The following is a 19,378-nucleotide window of genomic DNA, read 5'->3' as shown; positions in this document are numbered from 1 at the left end:
TCGGGTCAGGGATTGGGGATCCCCTCGAACTGCTTCGGCACGCTGAGCCAGGTGGCGCGGCTGACCGGCCAGAAGATGGTGAAAGCCCGCCCGACGACCTCGCCCTCCGGGATGGTGGCGACGGTGATGTCCTCGCCGGACTGCTGCCAGTGCTCCAGCGAGTCGCCGGAGGCCTCCCGGTGGTCACCCATGACCCACAGCCGGCCCTTCGGCACGGTGATGTCGAAGTCCTGGTCGGCGGGCTTGTTGCCGGGGAAGATGAACGGCTCGTCGACCGGCTTGCCGTTGATGACCAGCCGGTCCTGCCCGCCCGTACGGTCGCAGCAGACCACGTGATCGCCGCCGACGCCGATCACCCGCTTGATGAAGTCCTCACCGTCGGGGTTGCCGCTCCACTCGGTGGGCGCCTTGAAGACGATCACCTCGCCCCGGTGCGGCGAGCGGAAGTCGTAGACCAGCTTGTTGACCAGCACCCGATCGTCGATCTTGAGGGTGTTCTCCATGGACGGCGACGGGATGAAGAAGGTCTGCAGCACGAAGGCGCGAACCAGCACTGCGACCAGGATCGCCACACCCAGGAGGATGGGCAGCTCCTTCCAGAAGGAGTTGCGCGGCTTCTCGGTCTGCTCGTCGATCACGGGAGGAGCCTACGTCCCCGGGTGCGGCGCAGTCGCCCCGAACCCGCGAGAACCGTGAGCGTCGCCACGACCGGCACGATCAGGACGACTCCGCCCACCGGGTCGGGATCCACCGGGACCGGGCCGGAGGCGGCCGCGGCGTCCGCGCGCGGCACGTCCGCGAACGTCTCCGGTACGGGCAGGGTGGTCCACCGCTGCGACGGCCAGACGATCATGAAGGCGCGACCGATCACGTTCTCGATCGGCACCGGCCCCTGACATCGGGCGTCCTGCGAGACCAGCCGGTGGTCACCCATCACGAAGATCTGCCCCGGCGGCACCACCACCTCGGTGAACTGCCGGGACCGGCATTCCTTCGGATTGGGCGGAAGCTCGAGCGGGGAGTCCTCGGAGACGTACGCCTGCTCGTCCAGCGGCACCCCGTTGACCACCACGCGGCCGTCGTCGCAGCACCAGATCTTGTCGCCCGGCACGCCGATGACCCGCTTGATGAAGTCCTTCTCGCCGGGGCGGCTGACGCCCACCAGGTCACCGAGCGTGCGGCTCACCTGGCCGGCGAAGTTGGTGGGCGGCGCGGGCGCCTCCTGGGCGACCCAGCGGTCGGTGCCGCGGAACACCACCACCTCGCCGCGGACGGGGTCGCGGACGTCGTAGACGACCTTGTTGACGAGCACCCGGTCGCCGACGAGCAGCGTGTCCTCCATCGACCCGGAGGGGATGAAGAACGCCTGGAGCAGGAACGTGCGGATCAGCACCGCCAGGCAGAACGCCACGATGAGCAGCAGCGGAAGCTCCTGCCAGAGCGGCATCTGGCGACGCCCGCGCCGGGCCCGCCGGCGCCAGGGATCGACGGCGCCGTCCTCGTCAACCATCTGCACCATGCCACTCTCCGGTCCGCGGAAACGACACTACCGCCCGGGAGTCTCCTTCGAGACCCCACGGGCGGTAGTGGACCGTTTCGCACCGTCCGGCTGCGCCCGTACCGACCAGGGTAATGCGGTCTGGTCGATACGACATCCGCGCAGGCCGGGCGGCGTGGCGAACGCGAGTCAGTTCGCCGGCTGCTTCTCCCGCAGCTCCTTGATCTTGGCCTTCTTGCCCCGCAGCTCACGCAGGTAGTAGAGCTTGGCGCGACGCACGTCACCGCGGGTCACGACCTCGATCCGGTCGATGCCCGGGCCGTTGAGCGGGTAGGTCCGCTCCACGCCGACACCGAAGCTGACCTTGCGGACCGAGAAGGTCTCACGCAGGCCGTCACCCTGGCGGCGGATGACGACGCCCTGGAAGATCTGGACCCGGGAGCGGTTGCCCTCGACGACCCGCGCGTGCACCTTGACGGTGTCACCGGCACGGAAGTCGGGCAGGTCGGTGCGCTTCGACTGGGCGTCAAGGGCGTCCAGGATGTTCATCGCTGCGTCCTCGTGAGGCTCACGGCGCATCGTCAGTCGATGCGCGGATGGGTGATTCTGACCCCCGGGTGGTGACCGGCGAGACCGGCCCCGGTCGAGGGTCCTCGCAGCCGCCCACGGCGTGGACGGATGCGGCAACCCCTCTACTTTGCCACATGCCCCGGTGGCGGGGAAAATCCGCCCCGGTCCAGCGTCGCCCGGTCCCGCTTGTCGAGCGTCTCCGGGGCCAGCGCGCCGATCATGTCGGGGCGGCGCCCGGCCGTGCGCAGCAGCGCCTCGTCCCGTCGCCAGCGGGCGATCCGGCCGTGGTCGCCGGAGCGCAGCACCTCCGGCACGTCCAGCCCGCGCCAGGTCGCCGGCTTCGTGTAGAGCGGGGCCTCCAGCAGCCCGTGCGCGTGTGACTCCTCGTCCAGCGAGCCGGCGTTGCCCAGCACCCCGGGCAGCAGCCGGGTGACCGCCTCCAGGATCACCAGCACTGCCACTTCGCCGCCGAAGAGCACGTAGTCACCCAGGGAGACCTCGGTCACCGGCATCCGGGTCGCCGCGTGGTCCAGCACCCGCTGGTCGATGCCCTCGTACCGGCCGCAGGCGAACAGCAGGTGCGACTCGGCGGCCAGCTCGTGCGCCAGGGCCTGGGTGAACGGGACGCCGGCCGGGGACGGCACGATCAGCCGGGGCAGCGTGTGCCCGTCCGGACTCAGCTCGCCCGGCGCCAGCGCGTCCAGCGCCTCACCCCACGGCTCCGGCCGCATCACCATGCCGGGACCGCCGCCGTAGGGCGTGTCGTCGACGGTGCGGTGCACGTCGTGGGTCCAGGTCCGCAGATCGTGTACGGCCAGCCGCAGCGTGCCGTTCGCGCGGGCCTTGCCGATCAGCGACAGGTCCAGCGGGGCGAAGTACTCAGGGAAGATCGACACGATGTCGACGCGCATGCGGTGGCTCCAGCCGGAGGTCGAGAGCTAGAGATCGAGCAGGCCGTCGGGCAGGTCGACGACGACGCGACCGCCGGCCAGATCCACCTCGGGCACTATCGCCTTGACGAACGGGACCAGCGCGGTACGCCCCTCGGGCCGCCGCAGCACCAGCATGTCGGACGCGGGCGCGTGGTCGATGCGGGCCACCTCGCCCACGTGCTCGCCGTCGCGGGTGACCACGGCGAGCCCGACCAACTGGTGGTCGTGGAACTCCTCCGGGTCCTCCGGCGGGGCGACGTCGGCGCTGTCCACGCCGAGCAGCGTGTTGCGCAGCGCCTCGGCGACGTTGCGCTCCAGCACGCCCTCGAAGGCGACGAGCAGCCGCCCCTGGTGCCAGCGGGCCGACTCGACGGTGAGCGTCGGCGGCACCCGCCAGGCGCCGGGCTCCGACGGGGTGACCCCCGGCTCGGTGGTCAACACCGAACCGGGGGCGAACCGTGCTTCGGGCTCGTCGGTACGCACCTCCACGGTGACCTCACCGCGGATGCCGTGCGGCTTACCGATCCGGCCGACGACGAGAAGCATCAGTACGAGTCGACGATGTCGACGCGTACCCCACGCCCGCCGATGGACCCGATCACCTGGCGCAGCGCCTTGGCGGTCCGGCCGGACCGCCCGATCACCGTGCCGAGGTCCTCGGGGTGCACGCGGACTTCGAGGCGCTTGCCCCGACGGGAGTCGACCATCCGCACCCGGACGTCGTCCGGGTGGTCGACGATGCCCTTGACCAGGTGCTCCAGAGCGGGACGCAGCGGCATGTCAGGCCTGCTCGCCGGACTCGGCACCGGTCTGCTCCTCGGCCTTGGCCTCGGCCTTCGGCTCCTCCGCCTTGGCGGCGGCCTTCTTGGCCGGCTTGGCCGGGGTGTCCGCCACGCCGGCGGCGGCCTTCGCCTCGGCCTCGTACGCCGCCTTGCGGTCGGCCCGCTCGGGGGCGACCTTCAGCGGCGGCGGGGCCGGCAGGCCCTTGAACTTCTGCCAGTCACCGGTCAGCTCCAGCAGGCGCTGCACGGCCTCGCTCGGCTGGGCGCCGACCGACAGCCAGTACTGGACCCGCTCCGACTTGACCTCGATCACCGAAGGGTCTTCCTTCGGCTGGTACACACCGACGAACTCGATCGCGCGACCGTCACGCTTGGTACGCGAGTCGGCGATGACGATGCGGTACTGCGGGTTGCGGATCTTGCCCATCCGCAGGAGCCGGATCTTTACGGCCACAGTTGTTTCGCTCCTGTTGCGATCTCACCGGCCCGTACGGGCGGTGTGGCGGGTGAGCGCCGACCGGCACAGTGGGGTTTGGGCCGGAGACTGCTCGGTGAACTGGCGACGCGCCCGGGTTAGAGGGCGCCGGACGCGCGCCGGATACCAGCGAACCATTCTGCCAGATCCGCCCCGGAACTCTCACACCGGACCCGGACACCACGCCCGCGGCGGGTCGGGCCGTGACGGACGACACCCGCTCAGCGCACCGGCGGGCGGTCCCACCCCGGCGGAAGTTCGTCCGGTACATCCCATTCCGCGGGCGGGGTGAAGTCGCACCAGGTGCCGTCGAACGGGAACGCGCCCGCCTCGGCGATCCGGATCACCCGCTCACCCTCGGCGCGTACCGCCTTCTCGTCTGTCACCCAGTAGTGCTCCGGGAACGCCAGCCGCTCGGCGAACTCGTCCTCGTCCTTCCACTCCCAGCTCAGGTCCGGGTACACCACCACGTCGAGGTCCTGGTCGACCATGTCGACACCGGCCACCGCGCCGTCGTCCCAGCGGACGCCGGGCTCCTCCAGGTTGACGTACCAGTTCTGGAAGCGCCCGTGCGCGTCGCGGAACCACCAGACCGAGTGGGCCGCGCCGGTGGGCAGGAACTTCAGCACCGGCGGACCGTTCCACCGGCCCTGCGCGAGCCGGTAGGACGACGTCACCCACTCGGCGAACGGCACGGCCCGCATGCCCAGGCCGGCGGCGTTCACCTCGTGCGCGACGGGCGCCGTCCGCGCCACCCAGAGCAGCAGGCCGCGCTCGTCGTCGGAGACCACGCGGGCCGACCGGACCCACCCGATCCGGCCATGCCGCACGTTCCGGTGCATGATCAGCCGCCCCGGCTCGAACCGCACGCTCACCCCCGCCGTCGTGTTAACAAGGGCCCCCGCCTATGCAGAATGCGTTAAGAAGGGGCCCTTCCTTACACCCTCAGTAGGCGCGGGCGAGGATCGCCACCAGGTCGGGCTCGTCCTCCGAGTCCGGCACCGAGCCGTCGGCGCGCACCAGGCAGCGAACCGTCACGCCCTGCCCGTTCGCCTCGGCCTCGCCCTCGACGCCGACCGCCGACCACGGCACCCGCGCCCAGCCGGTGGCGGACGCCTCGATCGCCTCGGCCAGCGTCGACACCTCGACGGTGCGGGACCGGCGGAACTCCAGCGCCTGGTCGTGCAGCGCCCGCTGGTCGGCCTCCAGCGCGGCGAGGACCGCGCCGACCACGTCGGCCACCGGGGTCGGGGCCTTCGAACCGTCCGTACGCCGGACCACCACCGCGTTGCCGGCGGCCAGGTCACGCGGGCCGACCTCGACGCGTACCGGGTAGCCGCGCAGCTCGGCGTCAACGGCCCGGCGGCCGAACGCGGTGTCGGTCCGGTCGTCGAGCGCCACCCGCGCCCCGGCGTCGCGCAGCGCGTCGCACAGCTTGGCCGCCGCCTGGCTCACGCCGTCGCCGTCCTTGACGATCATCACGTACGCCTGGACCGGCGCCAGCTTCGGCGGCACCCGCAGCCCGTTGTCGTCGCCGTGGCACATGATCAGGCCGCCGAGCATCCGGGTGGACGTGCCCCAGGAGGTGGTCCACGCGTGCTCCCGGCCACCCTCGGCCGAGGAGTAGCTGATGTCGAACGCCTTGGCGAAGTTCTGGCCCAGCTCGTGGCTGGTGCCCAGCTGCAGCGCCTTGCCGTCGCCCATCATGCCCTCGCACGTGTACGTGGCGGTGGCGCCGGCGAAGCGCTCCCGGGCGGTCTTCAGGCCGACCACGACCGGGATGCCGAGCACGTTGACCATCAGGTCCTCGTACGCCTCGTGCAGGATCCGCCGCGCGTAGGCGCGCGCGTCCTCACGGGTCGCGTGCGCGGTGTGCCCCTCCTGCCAAAGGAACTCGCTGGTGCGGAGGAAGATCCGCGGGCGCAGCTCCCACCGGACCACGTTCGCCCACTGGTTGAGCAGCAGCGGCAGGTCGCGGTACGAGTCGATCCACTTGGCCATGAACTCGCCGATGACCGTCTCGCTGGTGGGGCGCACCACCACCGGCTCGGCGAGCTGCTTGCCGCCGCCGTGCGTGACCACCGCCAGCTCCGGCGAGAAGCCCTCGACGTGCTCGGCCTCCCGCTTGAGGTAGCTCTCCGGGATGAACAGCGGGAAGTATGCGTTCTCCGCGCCGGCCGCCTTGATCCGGGCGTCCATCTCGGCTTGCATCCGCTCCCAGATGGCGTAGCCGGCCGGTCGGATCACCATGGTCCCCCGGACCGGGCCGTTGTCGGCCAGCTTCGCCTTGGCGATCAGGTCCTGGTACCAGCGGGGAAAGTCCTCCGCACGGGGAGTGAGCACGCGTGCCATGACCGCACATCCTATGCGCCGTGCGGGGCGGGGGTTCGCCGGGGAGCCGGGCCGCGCCGTGTCGCCCGGCGCGGCCGTAGACTTCGACGGCGATGGGTGAGACACGGGACGCGATCGTGGAGGCCGCCCGGGCGCAGACCGTGGCCCTCGGGTGGGACCGTGTCCGGATGGGCGCGGTGGCCGCCGCCGCCGGGGTGAGCCGGCAGACGGTCTACAACGAGTTCGGCACCAAGGCGGGCCTGGGCGAGGCGCTGGCCCGGCACGAGGTGGACCGGTTCGTCGGCCAGGTCCGGTCCGCGCTCGGCGAGCACGACTCCGACGTGCGGGCGGCGGCGTACGCGGCGATCCACCGCACGCTCGCCTCAGCCGCCGAGAACCCGCTGGTCCGGGCGGTGCTGACCAGCACGCGGGGCGGCTCGGAGGAGTTGCTGCCGTACCTGACCACCCGGTCCGAGTTGGTGCTCGCCGAGGCCGCGGCGGCGCTGCTGGAGTGGACGGGTGACCGCCTGCCCGACGCCGATCCGGCGGCCCTGGCGTTCGCGGCGGACAGCGTCGTACGCCTGGTGGTGAGCCACATCGTGCTGCCCGGCGGCCCGGTCGACGAGACCGCCGACCGGCTGGCCGACCTGGCGGTGCGCCTGTTCCTGATGGCGGCGACGGCGCGCTAGCGACGACGGCGGCCGGTCACGGCCCGTCAGCGGACGACCCGGCCGCGCAGGACGATCCGGCTGGGCGTCCGGACCACGCGCAGGTCACGGCGCGGATCTTCGGGGTAGACCACCAGGTCGGCGAGGCCGCCCTCGACCAGCCCGGGGAAGCCGAGCCACTCCCGGGCCCGCCAGGAGGCGGCGGCCAGCACGTCCGGCGCGGACATGCCGGCCTGCTCGTGCAGCAGGAGCATCTCCTCGGCCGCGAGCCCGTGGTCGATGCCGCCGCCCGCGTCGGTGCCGACGTAGATCGGCACACCGGCCTCGTGCGCGGCGCGCACCACCTCGGGGAAGCGGTCGCGCAGGGCGAGCATGTGGTCGGCGTACCCGGGGAACTTGGGCCGGGCCTGCTCCGCGATGTGGCCGAAGGTCCGGATGTTGATCATCGTGGGAACCAGCGCGGTGCCCTGCCGGGCCATCAGGTCGATCAGGTCGAGGCTCAGCCCGGTGCCATGCTCCACCGAGTCCACCCCGGCCCGCACCATGATCTCCACCGCCGACTCGGAGAACGTGTGCACCGCCGCGCGTACCCCGGCGGCGTGCGCGGCGGCGACCGCCGCGGTCATGGTGTCGGCGTCCCAGGCCGGCGCCAGGTCGCCCACTCCCCGCTCGATCCAGTCGCCGACCAGCTTGACCCAGCCGTTGCCGGCCGCGGCCTGCGCGGCCACCGTCTCGGCGACCTCCGCCGCGCCCACCTCCACGCCGATGTCGCGCAGGTAGCGCTTGGGCGGGGCGACGTGTCGGCCCGCGCGGGCGAGTCGCGGCAGGTCCGGCTCGTCCTCCAGTTCGGGGTACGGGTACGGCGACCCGGCGTCCCGGATCGCCAGCACGCCCGCGTCCCGGTCGATCCGGGCCAGTTCCCGCGCCTGGTCGAGCGAGGTGATCGGGCTGCCGCCGCGGGCGATGCCGATGTGGCAGTGCGCGTCGGTCAGACCGGGCAGCACGAAGCCGCCGTCGGCCACCGTCTCGGCGCCGGGCACCGGTTCGAAGGTGACCCGGTCGCCGACCAGCCAGACGTCCCGGACCTCGTCGTCGGGAAGGAACACACCGCGCACGTGCAGAGCCATGTGCACAGTCCTACCCGATCAGTCCTCCTCGACGGCGAGCAGGTCGTTGCGCCGCGCGGTCAGCGCCGGCAGATCGACCGAGACCTTCCAGGGCCGCTCGGTGACGAACAGGTCCTCGGTGTGTGCCAGTTGCTCGTACTCGCGGGCGGCGCCGTCGAGCGTGTACTCGGTCAGCGCGATCCGCTCGTGCTGCGGATCCACCACCCAGTAGGAGCGGACCCCGGAGCGGGCGTAGACCTTCGCCTTGTCGTACAGGTCGCGGAAGTGCGACGTCGGCGAGACGACCTCGACGGCGAGCAGCGCGTCCTCGACCGGGACCGGCGACCGGCCGGCGTGCTTGCGCCGGATCACCACCACATCCGGGCGCGGCTCGTTGCGGCGGTCCACCCGCATGGACAGGTCGATGCTCACCAGGAACTCAGGCGGGCAGTTGACGCGCAGCGCGAGCAGCAACTCGACGCAGATCTCCTGGTGCAGGGCGGTGGGCGACGGCACGATCAACCTTCCGTTGATCAGTTCGTACGGAAGGTCCTTGGGCAGGTCGCCAAGGTCGTCGACCGTCCACTCGTGCCGCTCGGGCAGGATCGGCGCCGCGGTCATGACATCTCCTTCCAGGGGGCGAACCGACCCTAGGTGATGATCACATCGCCCACCGTCACCGACACGCTAGCGGGGGCCCTTGTCGCCGCCCTTGCCCAGCTTGTTGAAGTCGATCTTCGGCAGCTTGAAGCCCGGCGGCAGACCCTGCCCACCCGCCAGGTCACCCGGGTCCAGGCCCGGCGGGAGCTGCGGCATCCCGCCGGGGAAGCCTCCCGGCATGCCGGCGCCGGTACGCGGCCGCCCGCCGCCCTTCGTGCCCTTGCGCTTGTTCTTCGGCGACTTGGTCGCCTTGCGCCGGCCACCGCCGGGCAGGCCCATCATGCCGCCCATCTGCTTCATCATCTTCTGCGCGTCGGTGAAGCGGTTGAGCAGCTGGTTGACGTCCATGACGGTGACGCCGGAACCGTTGGCGATCCGGGCCCGGCGGGAGCCGTTGATGATCTTCGGGTTGGTGCGCTCGGCCGGGGTCATCGACCTGATGATCGCGGTCACCCGGTCGAAGTGCTTGTCGTCCAGCTCGGCGAGCTGGTCCTTCATCTGCCCCATGCCCGGCATCATGGCCAGCACGTTGGCGATCGGGCCCATCCGCCGGACCGCGATGAGCTGATCGAGGAAGTCCTCCAGCGTGAAGGTCTCCTCGCCCATCAGCTTGGCGGTCATCTTGTCCTTCTGATCGGAGTCGAAGGCCGCCTCGGCCTGCTCGATCAGAGTGAGGACGTCGCCCATGCCGAGGATCCGGCTGGCCATCCGGTCGGGGTGGAAGACGTCGAAGTCCTCCAGCTTCTCGCCGGTGGAGGCGAACAGGATGGGCTGGCCGGTGACCTCGCGGACGGAGAGCGCGGCGCCGCCGCGGGCGTCGCCGTCGAGCTTGGACAGCACCACGCCGGTGATGCCCACGCCGTCGCGGAACGCCTCTGCGGTACGGACCGCGTCCTGGCCGACCATCGCGTCGATGACGAAGATGACCTCGTCGGGCTGGACCGCGTCGCGGATGTTCGCGGCCTGCTGCATCATCTCGGCGTCGATACCGAGCCGGCCGGCGGTGTCGACGATGACGATGTCGCGGGCGGCGCGGCGGGCGTGCTCGATCGAGTCGCGGGCCACCTGCACCGGGTCGCCGACGCCGTTGCCGGGCGCCGGGGCGTACACCTCGACGCCGGCCCGGCCACCGAGCACCTGGAGCTGCCCGACGGCGTTGGGGCGCTGGAGGTCGGCGGCGACGAGCAGCGGCTGGTGGCCCTGGCTCTTGAGCCAGCGGGCCAGCTTGCCGGCGAGGGTCGTCTTACCGGAGCCCTGGAGGCCGGCCAGCATGATCACGGTCGGCGGGTGCTTGGCGAACTGGAGCCGCCGCCCCTCGCCGCCGAGGACGTTGATCAGCTCCTCGTTGACGATCTTGATGATCTGCTGGGCCGGGTTCAGCGCCTGGGAGACCTCGGCGCTGCGCGCCCGCTCCTTGACGTTCGCGATGAAGCCCTTGACCACCGGCAGGGCGACGTCGGCCTCCAGCAACGCCATCCGGATCTCGCGCGCGGTGGCGTCGATGTCGGCGTCGGTGAGCCGGCCCTTGCCGCGGAGCTTGGTGAAGATCCCGGACAGGCGGTCACTCAAGGTGTCAAACACGCGAACATCCCGTTTGTCGTTTTCGGCGGGCACATGCTGGCGGGCCGATGGTCCAGCCCACCGTTAGGGTAGCCCGCCGCCCGCACCCTCGCTCCGGCCCGGCCGTCCACGGGCCCGCGCCGCTCGTCGGCCGGGTGTTAACAGGGGTCCCTTCCTCTACCGGAGGCGTTAACAAGGGGCCCTTCCTTACACGGCGGCGAGCACGGCGGCCTCGATGCGCGCTCGTTCCTCGTCCGAGGGCCAGCCGCCGACCAGGTAGAAGGCGTCCACCACGTCGCCGCCGAGCGTGGAGATCCGGGCCGCCCGCACCTGGGCGCCAGCCTCGTCGAGCGCGCAGGTGACCCGGTAGAGCAGCCCGGCCGCGTCCGCGGCGCGCAGTTCCAGCAGCACCGCGTCGGTGGCCGCCTCCCGGTGCCAGACCACCCGGGGCGCGGCGCCCTGGCTGCGGGCGGCGAGCGCCCGGCCACGCAGCCGCTGAATCACCGAGACGTCGCCGCCGACCGCGCGGCGCAGGTCGGCGCTGAGCGCAATGGGGTTCGGCGCCAGCCCGTAGCGCGGCTGCACGCGGCACTGCACCAGGGCGCGGCCGTCCACGGTGGCGGCGTCCGCGGAGATCACCTCCAGGCGGTGCAGTGCCAGGCAACCGGCGACCGTGGCGAGCAGTCCGCGCCGGTCCGCCGCGGCCACCGACACCCGGTCCTCCCCCAGGTGTACGACAGGCAGCGGCCCGGCCACGAGCGCCGGGTCGGGGGCCGGCGGAGCGGGCACCACGCCGGTGTCCAGGGTGGTGCGCACCCGGGCCACCAGCTCGGCGATCAGCCGGCCCTTCCAGGCCGACCAGGCGGCCGGGCCGGTGGCGGCGGCGTCGGCGCGTACCAGGGCGTGCAGCAGTTCCAGCGTGGCGGTGTCGCCGACCCGCTCGGCGACACCGGCGACCGTCTTCGGGTCGGACAGGTCGCGGCGGGTCGCCACGTCGGGTAGCAGCAGATGCAGCCGGACCAGCGTGCCGATCAGCTCCGCCTCGGCCGGTGGCAGCCCGACCCGGGTGGCCACCGCCTCGGCCAGCGGCGCGCCGACGGTCGAGTGGTCGCCGGGTAGTCCCTTCCCGATGTCGTGCAGGAACGCGCCGAGCAGCAGCAGGTCGGGGCGTTCCACGTCGCGGGTGTGCCGGCTCGCCTCGTACGCGGTCTGCACCAGGTGCCGGTCGAGCGTGAACCGGTGCACCGGGTTGTGCTGGGGCAGGCTGCGCATCCGGGTCCACTCGGGCAGCCAGCGGTCGATCAGCCCGTACCGGTCGCAGGTCTCCCAGGCGGGCACCAGGCCGGGACCGGCGCCGAGCAGCGTGATCAGCGCGGCCCGTGCCGCCGGCGGCCAGGGCGCGGGCAGCGGCGGGCAGTACGCGGCCAGCCACTCGCAGGTGGCCCGCGCGATGGGCAGCCGGGTGGTGGCGGCCGCGGCGGCCACCCGCAGCGACAGGCTCGGGTCGGGGCGGGCCCCGATGGCGGTACGGGCGAGCACCAGTTCCCCGTCCTGCTCGACCACGTCCCGCGCGACCGGGCGGCGCAGCGGCCGGCCGGGGGCGGCCCGGTGGCGGCCGGAGCGGAGTCGGTCGGCGGCCCGCCAGGCGTCGTCCAGGGCGTGGCTGACGGTGCGGGCGTCGCCGGCCACGAGCCGCAGCAGCGCGTCGCCGTCCTCGGCGCCGAGCAGCCGCGCCACGCCGTCGCGTTCCTGGGCGACCAGGCGGTCGACCCGGCGGCCCACCTGCTGGTGCAGCGCGTCGCGGGTGTCCAGCAGCCGCCGGTGCGCCGCGTACACGGCCGGGCGGAGCGCGTCGGTGACCCCGGCGGTGGCGATGGCGCGCAGGATGCCCACGTCGCGCAGCCCGCCGGCCGCCTCCTTGAGGTCGCCTTCGAGCAGGAACGCCAGTTCGCCGTGCGCCTCCCAGCGCGCGGCGGTGATCTCGCGCAGGCCGGGGAGCTGGCGGATCGCGGTCCGCCGCCAGTGGTCGGTGGCGGTACGCGCGAGCTGGTCGGTGAGCGCCGGGTCGCCGGCCACGTGCCGGGCGTCGAGCAGGCCGAGGGCGACCTTGACGTCGTCCTGGGCCACCGACAGCGCCTCGGCGACGGTGCGTACCGAGTGGTCGAGCCGCAGTCCGGCGTCCCAGATCGGGTACCAGAGCGACGCGGCCAGCTCGTCGATGCCGGGGACCCCGGCGTGCAGCAGCACCAGGTCGAGGTCGCCGTAGGGGGCGCACTGGCGGCGGCCCAGTCCGCCCACCGCGACGAGCGCCACCCCGTCCCGGTCCGGGAAGGCCCGGCGCAGCCAGGCGTCGAGCGCCTCGGCCCGCGCGTTCCGGGCCGGCTCGCCGATGCCCCCGGGTACGCCGACGACCTCGTTGACCACGGGCACGCCGTCCCCGGTGGGGGTGGCAGCCGTGGTCAACGAGGTCACGTCGGCAGGTCCGGCCGTCAGAGGGCGTCGAGCCCGCGCTCGCCGGTACGCACCCGGACGACCTCTTCGACGCCGGTCACCCAGACCTTGCCGTCGCCGATCTTGCCGGTCCGGGCGGCGCCGACGATCGCGTCCACGATCTTGTCGACGTCGATCTCGTCGGTGAGCACCTCGACCCGGATCTTGGGCAGGAACTCGACCGTGTACTCGGCACCCCGGTAGACCTCGGTGTGCCCCTTCTGCCGGCCGTAGCCCTGGACCTCGCTGACCGTCAGCCCGGCCACGCCGAGGGCGTGCAGAGCCTCCTTCACCGCGTCCAGCTGGTACGGCTTGATGACCGCGGTCACCAGCTTCATGTCCAACCCCTCCATCCCAGGAACGTTAACCGGCGACCTTCTCGCTGACCGGCGCGGACTCGTCCGACTCGGCGGCGGGCTCCGCGCCGGGCTTGCCGGCTCCGATCCCGGCCATCGCGAACGCGCCACCGCCGCTGCCCGTGGTGGGCGACAGGTCGTAGCCGCTCTCCGCGTGCTCGGCGATGTCGATGCCGTCGACCTCGGCCTCGGCGGAGACCCGGAGGCCGATCGTCTTGTCGATCACGAAGCCGAGAGCGTAGGCGACGACGAAGGAGTAGACGCTGACGATCAGCGCGCTGATCGCCTGCTTGCCGAGCAGGCTGGCGTCGCCGCCGACGAACAGGCCGTCGGTCTCCACCAGCGAGCTCACCGAGGCGGTGCCGAACAGGCCGATCCAGAGGCAGCCGATCCAGCCGCCGACGAAGTGCACGCCGACCACGTCGAGGGAGTCGTCGTAGCCGAGCCGGTACTTCAGACCGACCGCGAGGGCGCAGACCGCACCGGCCACCACGCCCAGCAGCACCGCTGCGGCCGGGGTGATGAACGCACAGGCCGGGGTGATGGCGACCAGACCGGCGATGGCGCCGGACGAGGCGCCGACCAGGGTCGGCTTGCCGTCACGCACCCACTCCACCACGATCCAGCCGAGCAGCGCCGCGGCGGTGGCGACCTGGGTGTTGATGAACGCCAGCGCGGTGACCCCGTCGGCGGTCAGCTCGGAGCCGGCGTTGAAGCCGAACCAGCCGAACCACAGCAGCGCGGCGCCGAGGGCGACCATCGGGACGTTGTGCGGCTTCATGCTCTCGCGCGGCCAGCCCACCCGCTTGCCGAGCACGAGCACCAGCGCGAGCGCCGCGGCGCCGGCGTTGATGTGCACGGCGGTACCACCGGCGAAGTCCAGCGCGCCGATGTCGCCGCCGATCAGCCCGCCGCCCCAGACCATGTGGGCGACCGGGAAGTAGACCAGGGTCGCCCAGCCGAACGCGAACAGCAGCCAGCCGGCGAACTTCACCCGGTCGGAGAGCGCGCCGCTGATCAGCGCCACGGTGATGACCGCGAACATCATCTGGAAGGCGATGAAGACGTAGATCGGGATTCCGGTCTCGCCCCACAGGTCGTTCTCGCCGACGAACGTCTTGGTGCCCAGGTACTGACCGAGGTCACCCCAGAACTTGCCGCCCTCGCCGAAGGCGACGGTGAAGCCGTAGAAAAGCCACAGGATGCTGACGAGCCCGATGGACGAGAAGCTCATCATCATCATGTTCAGAACGCCCTTGGACCGGTTCAGGCCGCCGTAGAACAGCGCGAGACCGGGGGTCATGAGCAGCACGAGGGCAGTCGAGACAAGCAACCAGGCAGTGTTCCCGGTGTCGATCTCCACGCTGCCTCCTCTCGTTGTCGTATTCCTCCCTCCGACTGAAGACCTGGCAGCATCGCCCGTCAGCCGGTTGCGCGGAAGCTTTGTCGCCGGCTGTTTCCTTCAGCGACACTCCGCGATTTCCGACACGTGACGGGTTGTTTCCGGCGTGTGAAGAACGCCGATCTTGCTCAGCGGAGCGCGTACTCCAACTGGTGCCGCTCGTAGTCGAGCAGCCGCAGGTCGCGCATGGGGCGACGCAGGTGGCCCTTGTGGACGATCCGGACGAAGGCCGGCTCACCGGCGGCGGCCATCCGCCGGATGCCCTCGACGTGGTCGACGATGCGCTTGCGGATGGTGCGGATGAGCCGGTGCCGGTCGCGCGGGATCAGCCCGTACGCGTCGGCGAACAGGCGCAGCCGGCGCGGCCGGTCGGGGCGCTTCCAACCCAGCGTCACCGAGTCGCGGTCGGAGAAGATCGGCACCCAGGTCCAGGCCGCGTACGCCACGTCGTAGATGCGGGCGCCGGGCGAGGCGAGGTCGAAGTCGATCAGCCCGAGCGTGCCGTCCGGGCGCCAGATCACGTTGTGCGGCGCGGCGTCGTGGTGACAGATCACCTCGGTGTCCGGCGGGGGCGGCCCGAACGAGCGCCAGACCGCGCCGGGCGGCGGGGTGAAGCCGTACTGCGCGTCGTGGAACATCCGCAGCATGGTGGCCACCGTGACCAGGGCCTCGTCGGTGACCCAGTGCGGGGCCAGCGGGTACTCCCCGCACTCCCCCTCCAGGTACGACAGGACCTCGCGGTTGCGCTCGTCCATGCCGAGCGCGCGGGGCGCGCCGGTGAAGCCGACGTATTCCAGGTGGCGCAACAGCGCGTGCACGGAGGGCGTCCACGGGCCGGCGTTGCGCCGGACCGTGTCTCCGACACGGACCACTGTGCTCACGTTCCCGCCGTGCAGCGGGATCTCCTGCGAAGTCACGTACGGTCTCCCGAGGCGTGGCGACGGGTGGCTGGGGTCGCGCCACCCCGCGTAGGCGCGATCGTCAGTCGTCACGGGAGAGGTTACGCGTCCCGGGCGAGCGGCTCGGTGCCGAGCAGCGCGTCGACGAACTGGGCCGGGTCGAACGGGGCCAGGTCGTCCTTGCCCTCGCCGAGGCCGACCAGCTTGACCGGGATGCCGAGCTTGCGCTGCACGGAGATCACGATGCCCCCCTTGGCCGTCCCGTCGAGCTTGGTCAGCACCACGCCCGTCACGTTGACCACCTCGGTGAAGACCCGCGCCTGCTCCAGCCCGTTCTGGCCGGTGGTGGCGTCGAGGATCAGCAGCGTCTCGTCGATCGGGCCGTGCTTCTCCACGACACGCTTGACCTTGCCCAGCTCGTCCATCAGGCCGATCTTGTTCTGCAGCCGGCCGGCGGTGTCGATGAGCACGGTGTCCACGCCGGTGTCGATGCCGCGCTTGACGGCGTCGAACGCGACGCTGGCCGGGTCGGCGGCCTCGGGCCCGCGGACCGTCTCGGCGCCCACCCGGCCGCCCCAGGTCTCCAGCTGGTCGGCGGCGGCGGCCCGGAACGTATCGGCCGCGCCGAGCAGCACGCTGCGGCCGTCCGCGACCAGCACCCGGGCGATCTTGCCGCAGGTGGTGGTCTTGCCGGCGCCGTTCACGCCGACCACCAGCACGACCGCCGGGACGCCCTCCTTCGGGGCGGTCCGCAGCGAGCGGTCCAGGCTCGGGTCGAGCGCGTTCACCAGCTCGGCGGCGAGCAGCGCGCGCAGCTCCTCCCCGGTGCGGGTGCCGAGCACCCGGGTCCGCTCGCGCAGCCGGTCGACGATCTCCCGGGTGGAGTCGATGCCGACGTCCGCGGTGATCAGGCTGTCCTCGATCTCCTCCCAGGTGTCCTCGTCCAGCCGGTCGCGGCTGAGCAGGCCGAGCAGGCCCTTGCCGAAGACGTTCTGGGAGCGGGACAGCCGGGAGCGCAGCCGGACCAGCCGGCCGGCGGTCGGCTCCGGCACCTCGACCGGGGGCGCCTCCACCGGGGGCGCCTCCACCGGGGGCGCCTCGACCACCACGCCGGTGGTGAGGTCCGCCTCCGGGGCCTCGACCGGCGGGCCGGCCAGATCCTCCTCGGCCCGGGTGTCGACCTCCGTGCGCGGCAGCGGAGGCTCCGGCCGCCGGCGCAGCCGGGGCACCACGAGGCTCAGGCCGCCGATGATCAGCACGCCGAGCAGGGCGAGAGCGACGAGGAGGTATTCCGTCATGCCCGAAATCCTGTCAGATGCCGGCGACGGCGTCCCACTCACCGCCTCGGCACGCGAACAACCTGCGGGTACGCTCACACCGGAAGGCGTACCGCAACCGCCGGCCGGGTAGGGAACAGCCGAAACGATCTTGTCGGAGGTGGATGTCGTGCCCGGTTCCCGCCTGCTCATCGGCCCGTTGCTGCGCCGGGTCGTCGACACGCGGGCGACCGTCTGGGTGGAGACCAGCTCGCCCGCCGTGGTCACCGTCCGCACGGCCGACGGCGCCACCGGCAGCGCGCCCACCTTCTCCGCGTACGACCACCACTACGCGATCGTGGTGGTGGTCGGGCTCACCCCGGACAGCGCCACCACCTACGAGGTGCTGATCGACGACGAGGTGGCGTGGCCGCTGCCGGACTCGTCGTTCCCGCCCAGCGTGATCCGGACCCGCGCGCTCGACGACGCCGACCAGCCGGTGCGGCTGCTGTTCGGCTCCTGCCGGGAGACCACCCAGCACTCCACCGCGCGCAAGCTGCCGCCGGACGCGCTCGACGCGTACGCCCGGCGGGTGATGGCCGCGCCCGAGCAGGCCGTGCTGCCCGACCTGCTGGTGCTGCTCGGCGACCAGGTGTACGCGGACGAGACCTCGCCGACCGTGCGGCGGCTGCTCAAGCGTCGCCGCAAGCGGCCGAAGGACGCCCCGGCGACGCAGGTGGTGAGCTTCGACGAGTACACGAAGCTCTACCTGGAGTCGTGGCGTGACCCGGAGATCCGCTGGCTGCTCTCCACCGTGCCGAGCGTGATGATCTTCGACGACCACGAGGTGATCGACGACTGGAACACCTCGCAGTCGTGGCGCGCGGACATGCGCGAGCAGCCGTGGTGGGCCGAGCGGATCCGCAGCGGCCTCGCCTCCTACTGGGTCTACCAGCACCTGGGCAACCTGAGCCCGGACGAGATCGCCGCCGACCCGGTGTACGCGAAGGTCATCGCCGCCGAGGACGCCACCGGCGTGCTGCACGAGTTCGGCGAGCGGGTCGACAAGGAGGCCGACCTGGCGCACGACACCGAGCGCTGGCGGGCCGTGCAGTACCAGTGGAGCTACGCGCTGGACCTGGGCCGCACCCGCCTGGTGATGCTGGACAACCGGTCCAGCCGGGTGCTCCTGCCGGGCAGCCGGGCGATGCTGCCGCCGGGCGAGTGGTCGTGGTTCCTCGACCAGGCGCACGGCGAGTACGACCACCTGGTGGTGGGCAGCTCGCTGCCGTGGCTGCTGCCACCGGGCATCCACCACGTCGAGGCGTGGAACGAGCGCCTGGCCGACTCCGGCCGGCCCTGGGTGGCCCGGATCTCCGAGCAGATCCGCCGGGCCCTGGACCTGGAGCACTGGGCGGCGTTCCGGCGCTCGTTCGAGGCGCTGGGCGAGCTGTTCGCGCGGCTGGGCAGCGGCACCGCGCCGCGCACCGGTGCGCGGGTGGGCGCCGGGCCGGCGTACGCGCGACCGGCGTCGATCAGCGTGCTCTCCGGGGACGTGCACCACTCGTACGTGGCGCGGGCCCGGTTCGCCGACCGTGACGTCCGCACGCCGGTGCACCAGCTCACCTGTTCACCGATCCACAACCAGGTGCCCGCCGGCATGCGCCCGCTGATGACGCTGGGCTGGAATCCCGGCCCGGCCGGGGCGACCCGGGCGCTGGCCCGTGCGGCCGGGGTACGCCGCCCCCCGGTGCGCTGGCGGAAGCTGGCCGGGCCCTACTTCGGCAACGCGGTGGCCACGCTCACCCACCGGGGCCGTGAGGCCGCCGTGGTGATCGAGGGCACGACCAGCGACGGCGAGCTGCGCCCGGTGGCGCAACAGCAACTCAGCGACGGGGACTGAGTACCCTCTGAGCGTGGACGAGACGCTGCGCGCCGTGGAGCACGAGTTGACCGCGTTGCTGCGCAGGGGCCGGGCGCTGTCCTGGGAGATCGCCCGCGAGGTCCACCCGAACCTGGAGCCCAACGCGTACGGCCTGCTGCTCTGGCTGCGGCGGTCGGGGTCGATCCGGCTCACCGACCTGGCCGTCAAGCTGGGCATCGGCAAGGGCACGCTGAGCCGGCAGATCGGCGGGCTGGAGGCGCTGGGCCTGGTACGCCGCGACCCGGACCCCACCGACCGCCGGGCGGCCCAGCTGAGCCTGACCGAGGAGGGCACCCGGCGGTTCGACGCGGCGCGCGCGGCGCGACTCGGACAGATCAGGCGTTCGCTGGAGAGCTGGCCGAAAGAGGACGTGGCGGACCTCGCCCGGCTGATGCACCGCTTCAACGAGTCGTTCTGATCTTCCGGCGAGGGGGAACAAACCCGACCCGGCAAGAGTTGTTGCTCAAGG

General features: G+C 72.3%; 20 protein-coding genes. 3 read left to right on the top strand and 17 right to left on the bottom strand.

What is annotated here, in order from left to right:
- Positions 1 to 5 precede the first annotated feature (5 nt).
- From lepB (A4R25_RS14535) to proS, 9 genes are all read right to left on the bottom strand, one after another.
- Positions 6 to 638, bottom strand: a complete 633-nt coding sequence (gene lepB / locus A4R25_RS14535; RefSeq protein ID WP_043325910.1) for a signal peptidase I — start codon at positions 636 to 638, stop codon at positions 6 to 8.
- Positions 635 to 1,519 carry a signal peptidase I gene (gene lepB / locus A4R25_RS14530; protein WP_064447043.1) on the bottom strand — a complete coding sequence of 295 codons (885 nt, stop codon included), beginning with the start codon at positions 1,517 to 1,519 and terminating at the stop codon, positions 635 to 637. Before lepB (A4R25_RS14530) ends, lepB (A4R25_RS14535) begins: the two co-directional genes overlap by 4 nt.
- Before the next feature lie 168 nt (positions 1,520 to 1,687).
- Positions 1,688 to 2,047, bottom strand: a complete 360-nt coding sequence (gene rplS / locus A4R25_RS14525) for a 50S ribosomal protein L19 (protein ID WP_013284591.1) — start codon at positions 2,045 to 2,047, stop codon at positions 1,688 to 1,690.
- 143 nt (positions 2,048 to 2,190) lie between these two features.
- Positions 2,191 to 2,979: a tRNA (guanosine(37)-N1)-methyltransferase TrmD gene (gene trmD / locus A4R25_RS14520; protein ID WP_043325913.1), complete on the bottom strand. Its 789-nt coding sequence runs from the start codon at positions 2,977 to 2,979 to the stop codon at positions 2,191 to 2,193.
- Between the two features lie 27 nt (positions 2,980 to 3,006).
- Entirely contained in the window at positions 3,007 to 3,546 is a 540-nt protein-coding gene (gene rimM, locus A4R25_RS14515) for a ribosome maturation factor RimM (RefSeq protein WP_043325915.1), read from the bottom strand.
- The gene (locus A4R25_RS14510) at positions 3,546 to 3,806 is read right to left on the bottom strand and encodes an RNA-binding protein (RefSeq protein ID WP_026268109.1); all 261 of its coding nucleotides are present in this window, start codon (positions 3,804 to 3,806) and stop codon (positions 3,546 to 3,548) included. The genes rimM and A4R25_RS14510 overlap by 1 nt, the downstream gene beginning before the upstream one ends.
- Positions 3,781 to 4,236, bottom strand: coding sequence for a 30S ribosomal protein S16 (gene rpsP, locus A4R25_RS14505; RefSeq protein WP_013284587.1), 456 nt, complete (start codon positions 4,234 to 4,236; stop codon positions 3,781 to 3,783). The genes A4R25_RS14510 and rpsP overlap by 26 nt, the downstream gene beginning before the upstream one ends.
- 242 nt (positions 4,237 to 4,478) lie before the next feature.
- Positions 4,479 to 5,126 (bottom strand): DUF402 domain-containing protein, encoded by a 648-nt coding sequence (locus A4R25_RS14500; RefSeq protein WP_064447254.1) that lies wholly within the window; start codon positions 5,124 to 5,126, stop codon positions 4,479 to 4,481.
- A gap of 76 nt (positions 5,127 to 5,202) precedes the next feature.
- On the bottom strand, positions 5,203 to 6,609 hold the full coding sequence (proS, locus tag A4R25_RS14495; protein ID WP_064447042.1) for a proline--tRNA ligase: 1,407 nt from the start codon (positions 6,607 to 6,609) through the stop codon (positions 5,203 to 5,205).
- 92 nt (positions 6,610 to 6,701) lie between these two features.
- On the opposite strand from proS, the gene A4R25_RS14490 reads away from it, so the two are divergent.
- Entirely contained in the window at positions 6,702 to 7,277 is a 576-nt protein-coding gene (locus A4R25_RS14490) for a TetR/AcrR family transcriptional regulator (RefSeq protein WP_064447041.1), read from the top strand.
- Between the two features lie 26 nt (positions 7,278 to 7,303).
- Here A4R25_RS14490 and A4R25_RS14485 read toward each other — a convergent pair whose 3' ends face one another.
- The 8 genes from A4R25_RS14485 to ftsY all read right to left on the bottom strand — a co-directional run bounded on the left by A4R25_RS14485 (position 7,304) and on the right by ftsY (position 17,027).
- Entirely contained in the window at positions 7,304 to 8,383 is a 1,080-nt protein-coding gene (locus A4R25_RS14485) for an amidohydrolase family protein (RefSeq protein ID WP_064447040.1), read from the bottom strand.
- A gap of 18 nt (positions 8,384 to 8,401) precedes the next feature.
- Positions 8,402 to 8,983 carry a Uma2 family endonuclease gene (locus tag A4R25_RS14480; RefSeq protein ID WP_064447039.1) on the bottom strand — a complete coding sequence of 194 codons (582 nt, stop codon included), beginning with the start codon at positions 8,981 to 8,983 and terminating at the stop codon, positions 8,402 to 8,404.
- 66 nt (positions 8,984 to 9,049) lie between these two features.
- On the bottom strand, positions 9,050 to 10,603 hold the full coding sequence (ffh, locus tag A4R25_RS14475) for a signal recognition particle protein (protein ID WP_064447038.1): 1,554 nt from the start codon (positions 10,601 to 10,603) through the stop codon (positions 9,050 to 9,052).
- Positions 10,604 to 10,789: 186 nt separating this feature from the next.
- A complete protein-coding gene (locus tag A4R25_RS14470; RefSeq protein ID WP_064447037.1) occupies positions 10,790 to 13,054 on the bottom strand; it encodes a [protein-PII] uridylyltransferase in 2,265 nt (754 codons plus the stop codon).
- Positions 13,055 to 13,071: 17 nt separating this feature from the next.
- The gene (locus A4R25_RS14465) at positions 13,072 to 13,410 is read right to left on the bottom strand and encodes a P-II family nitrogen regulator (protein ID WP_174537509.1); all 339 of its coding nucleotides are present in this window, start codon (positions 13,408 to 13,410) and stop codon (positions 13,072 to 13,074) included.
- 25 nt (positions 13,411 to 13,435) lie between these two features.
- Positions 13,436 to 14,731: an ammonium transporter gene (locus tag A4R25_RS14460; RefSeq protein WP_231915538.1), complete on the bottom strand. Its 1,296-nt coding sequence runs from the start codon at positions 14,729 to 14,731 to the stop codon at positions 13,436 to 13,438.
- A gap of 227 nt (positions 14,732 to 14,958) precedes the next feature.
- Positions 14,959 to 15,822 carry an aminoglycoside phosphotransferase family protein gene (locus A4R25_RS14455; RefSeq protein ID WP_174537508.1) on the bottom strand — a complete coding sequence of 288 codons (864 nt, stop codon included), beginning with the start codon at positions 15,820 to 15,822 and terminating at the stop codon, positions 14,959 to 14,961.
- An 8-nt stretch (positions 15,823 to 15,830) separates the two neighbouring features.
- Positions 15,831 to 17,027: a signal recognition particle-docking protein FtsY gene (gene ftsY / locus A4R25_RS14450; RefSeq protein ID WP_064447036.1), complete on the bottom strand. Its 1,197-nt coding sequence runs from the start codon at positions 17,025 to 17,027 to the stop codon at positions 15,831 to 15,833.
- 148 nt (positions 17,028 to 17,175) lie between these two features.
- On the opposite strand from ftsY, the gene A4R25_RS14445 reads away from it, so the two are divergent.
- The gene (locus A4R25_RS14445) at positions 17,176 to 18,888 is read left to right on the top strand and encodes an alkaline phosphatase D family protein (RefSeq protein ID WP_064447253.1); all 1,713 of its coding nucleotides are present in this window, start codon (positions 17,176 to 17,178) and stop codon (positions 18,886 to 18,888) included.
- 13 nt (positions 18,889 to 18,901) lie between these two features.
- Positions 18,902 to 19,327, top strand: coding sequence for a MarR family winged helix-turn-helix transcriptional regulator (locus A4R25_RS14440; RefSeq protein WP_043325928.1), 426 nt, complete (start codon positions 18,902 to 18,904; stop codon positions 19,325 to 19,327).
- Positions 19,328 to 19,378: the final 51 nt, after the last annotated feature.

The sequence above is a fragment of the Micromonospora sp. NBRC 110037 genome, from assembly GCF_001652995.1.
Lineage (GTDB): Bacteria > Actinomycetota > Actinomycetes > Mycobacteriales > Micromonosporaceae > Micromonospora > Micromonospora chalcea.
This window is presented reverse-complemented; position numbering and strand designations above follow the sequence as displayed.

What these genes read in the sequence shown, in the direction of transcription:
- lepB (WP_064447043.1), bottom strand. Translation starts at nt 1,519, where the DNA reads ATGGTGCAGATGGTTGACGAGGACGGCGCCGTCGATCCCTGGCGCCGG.
- rplS (WP_013284591.1), bottom strand. Translation starts at nt 2,047, where the DNA reads ATGAACATCCTGGACGCCCTTGACGCCCAGTCGAAGCGCACCGACCTG.
- trmD (WP_043325913.1), bottom strand. Translation starts at nt 2,979, where the DNA reads ATGCGCGTCGACATCGTGTCGATCTTCCCTGAGTACTTCGCCCCGCTG.
- rimM (WP_043325915.1), bottom strand. Translation starts at nt 3,546, where the DNA reads ATGCTTCTCGTCGTCGGCCGGATCGGTAAGCCGCACGGCATCCGCGGT.
- proS (WP_064447042.1), bottom strand. Translation starts at nt 6,609, where the DNA reads ATGGCACGCGTGCTCACTCCCCGTGCGGAGGACTTTCCCCGCTGGTAC.
- A4R25_RS14490 (WP_064447041.1), top strand. Translation starts at nt 6,702, where the DNA reads ATGGGTGAGACACGGGACGCGATCGTGGAGGCCGCCCGGGCGCAGACC.
- A4R25_RS14485 (WP_064447040.1), bottom strand. Translation starts at nt 8,383, where the DNA reads ATGGCTCTGCACGTGCGCGGTGTGTTCCTTCCCGACGACGAGGTCCGG.
- A4R25_RS14480 (WP_064447039.1), bottom strand. Translation starts at nt 8,983, where the DNA reads ATGACCGCGGCGCCGATCCTGCCCGAGCGGCACGAGTGGACGGTCGAC.
- A4R25_RS14465 (WP_174537509.1), bottom strand. Translation starts at nt 13,410, where the DNA reads ATGAAGCTGGTGACCGCGGTCATCAAGCCGTACCAGCTGGACGCGGTG.
- A4R25_RS14460 (WP_231915538.1), bottom strand. Translation starts at nt 14,731, where the DNA reads ATGACCCCCGGTCTCGCGCTGTTCTACGGCGGCCTGAACCGGTCCAAG.
- ftsY (WP_064447036.1), bottom strand. Translation starts at nt 17,027, where the DNA reads ATGACGGAATACCTCCTCGTCGCTCTCGCCCTGCTCGGCGTGCTGATC.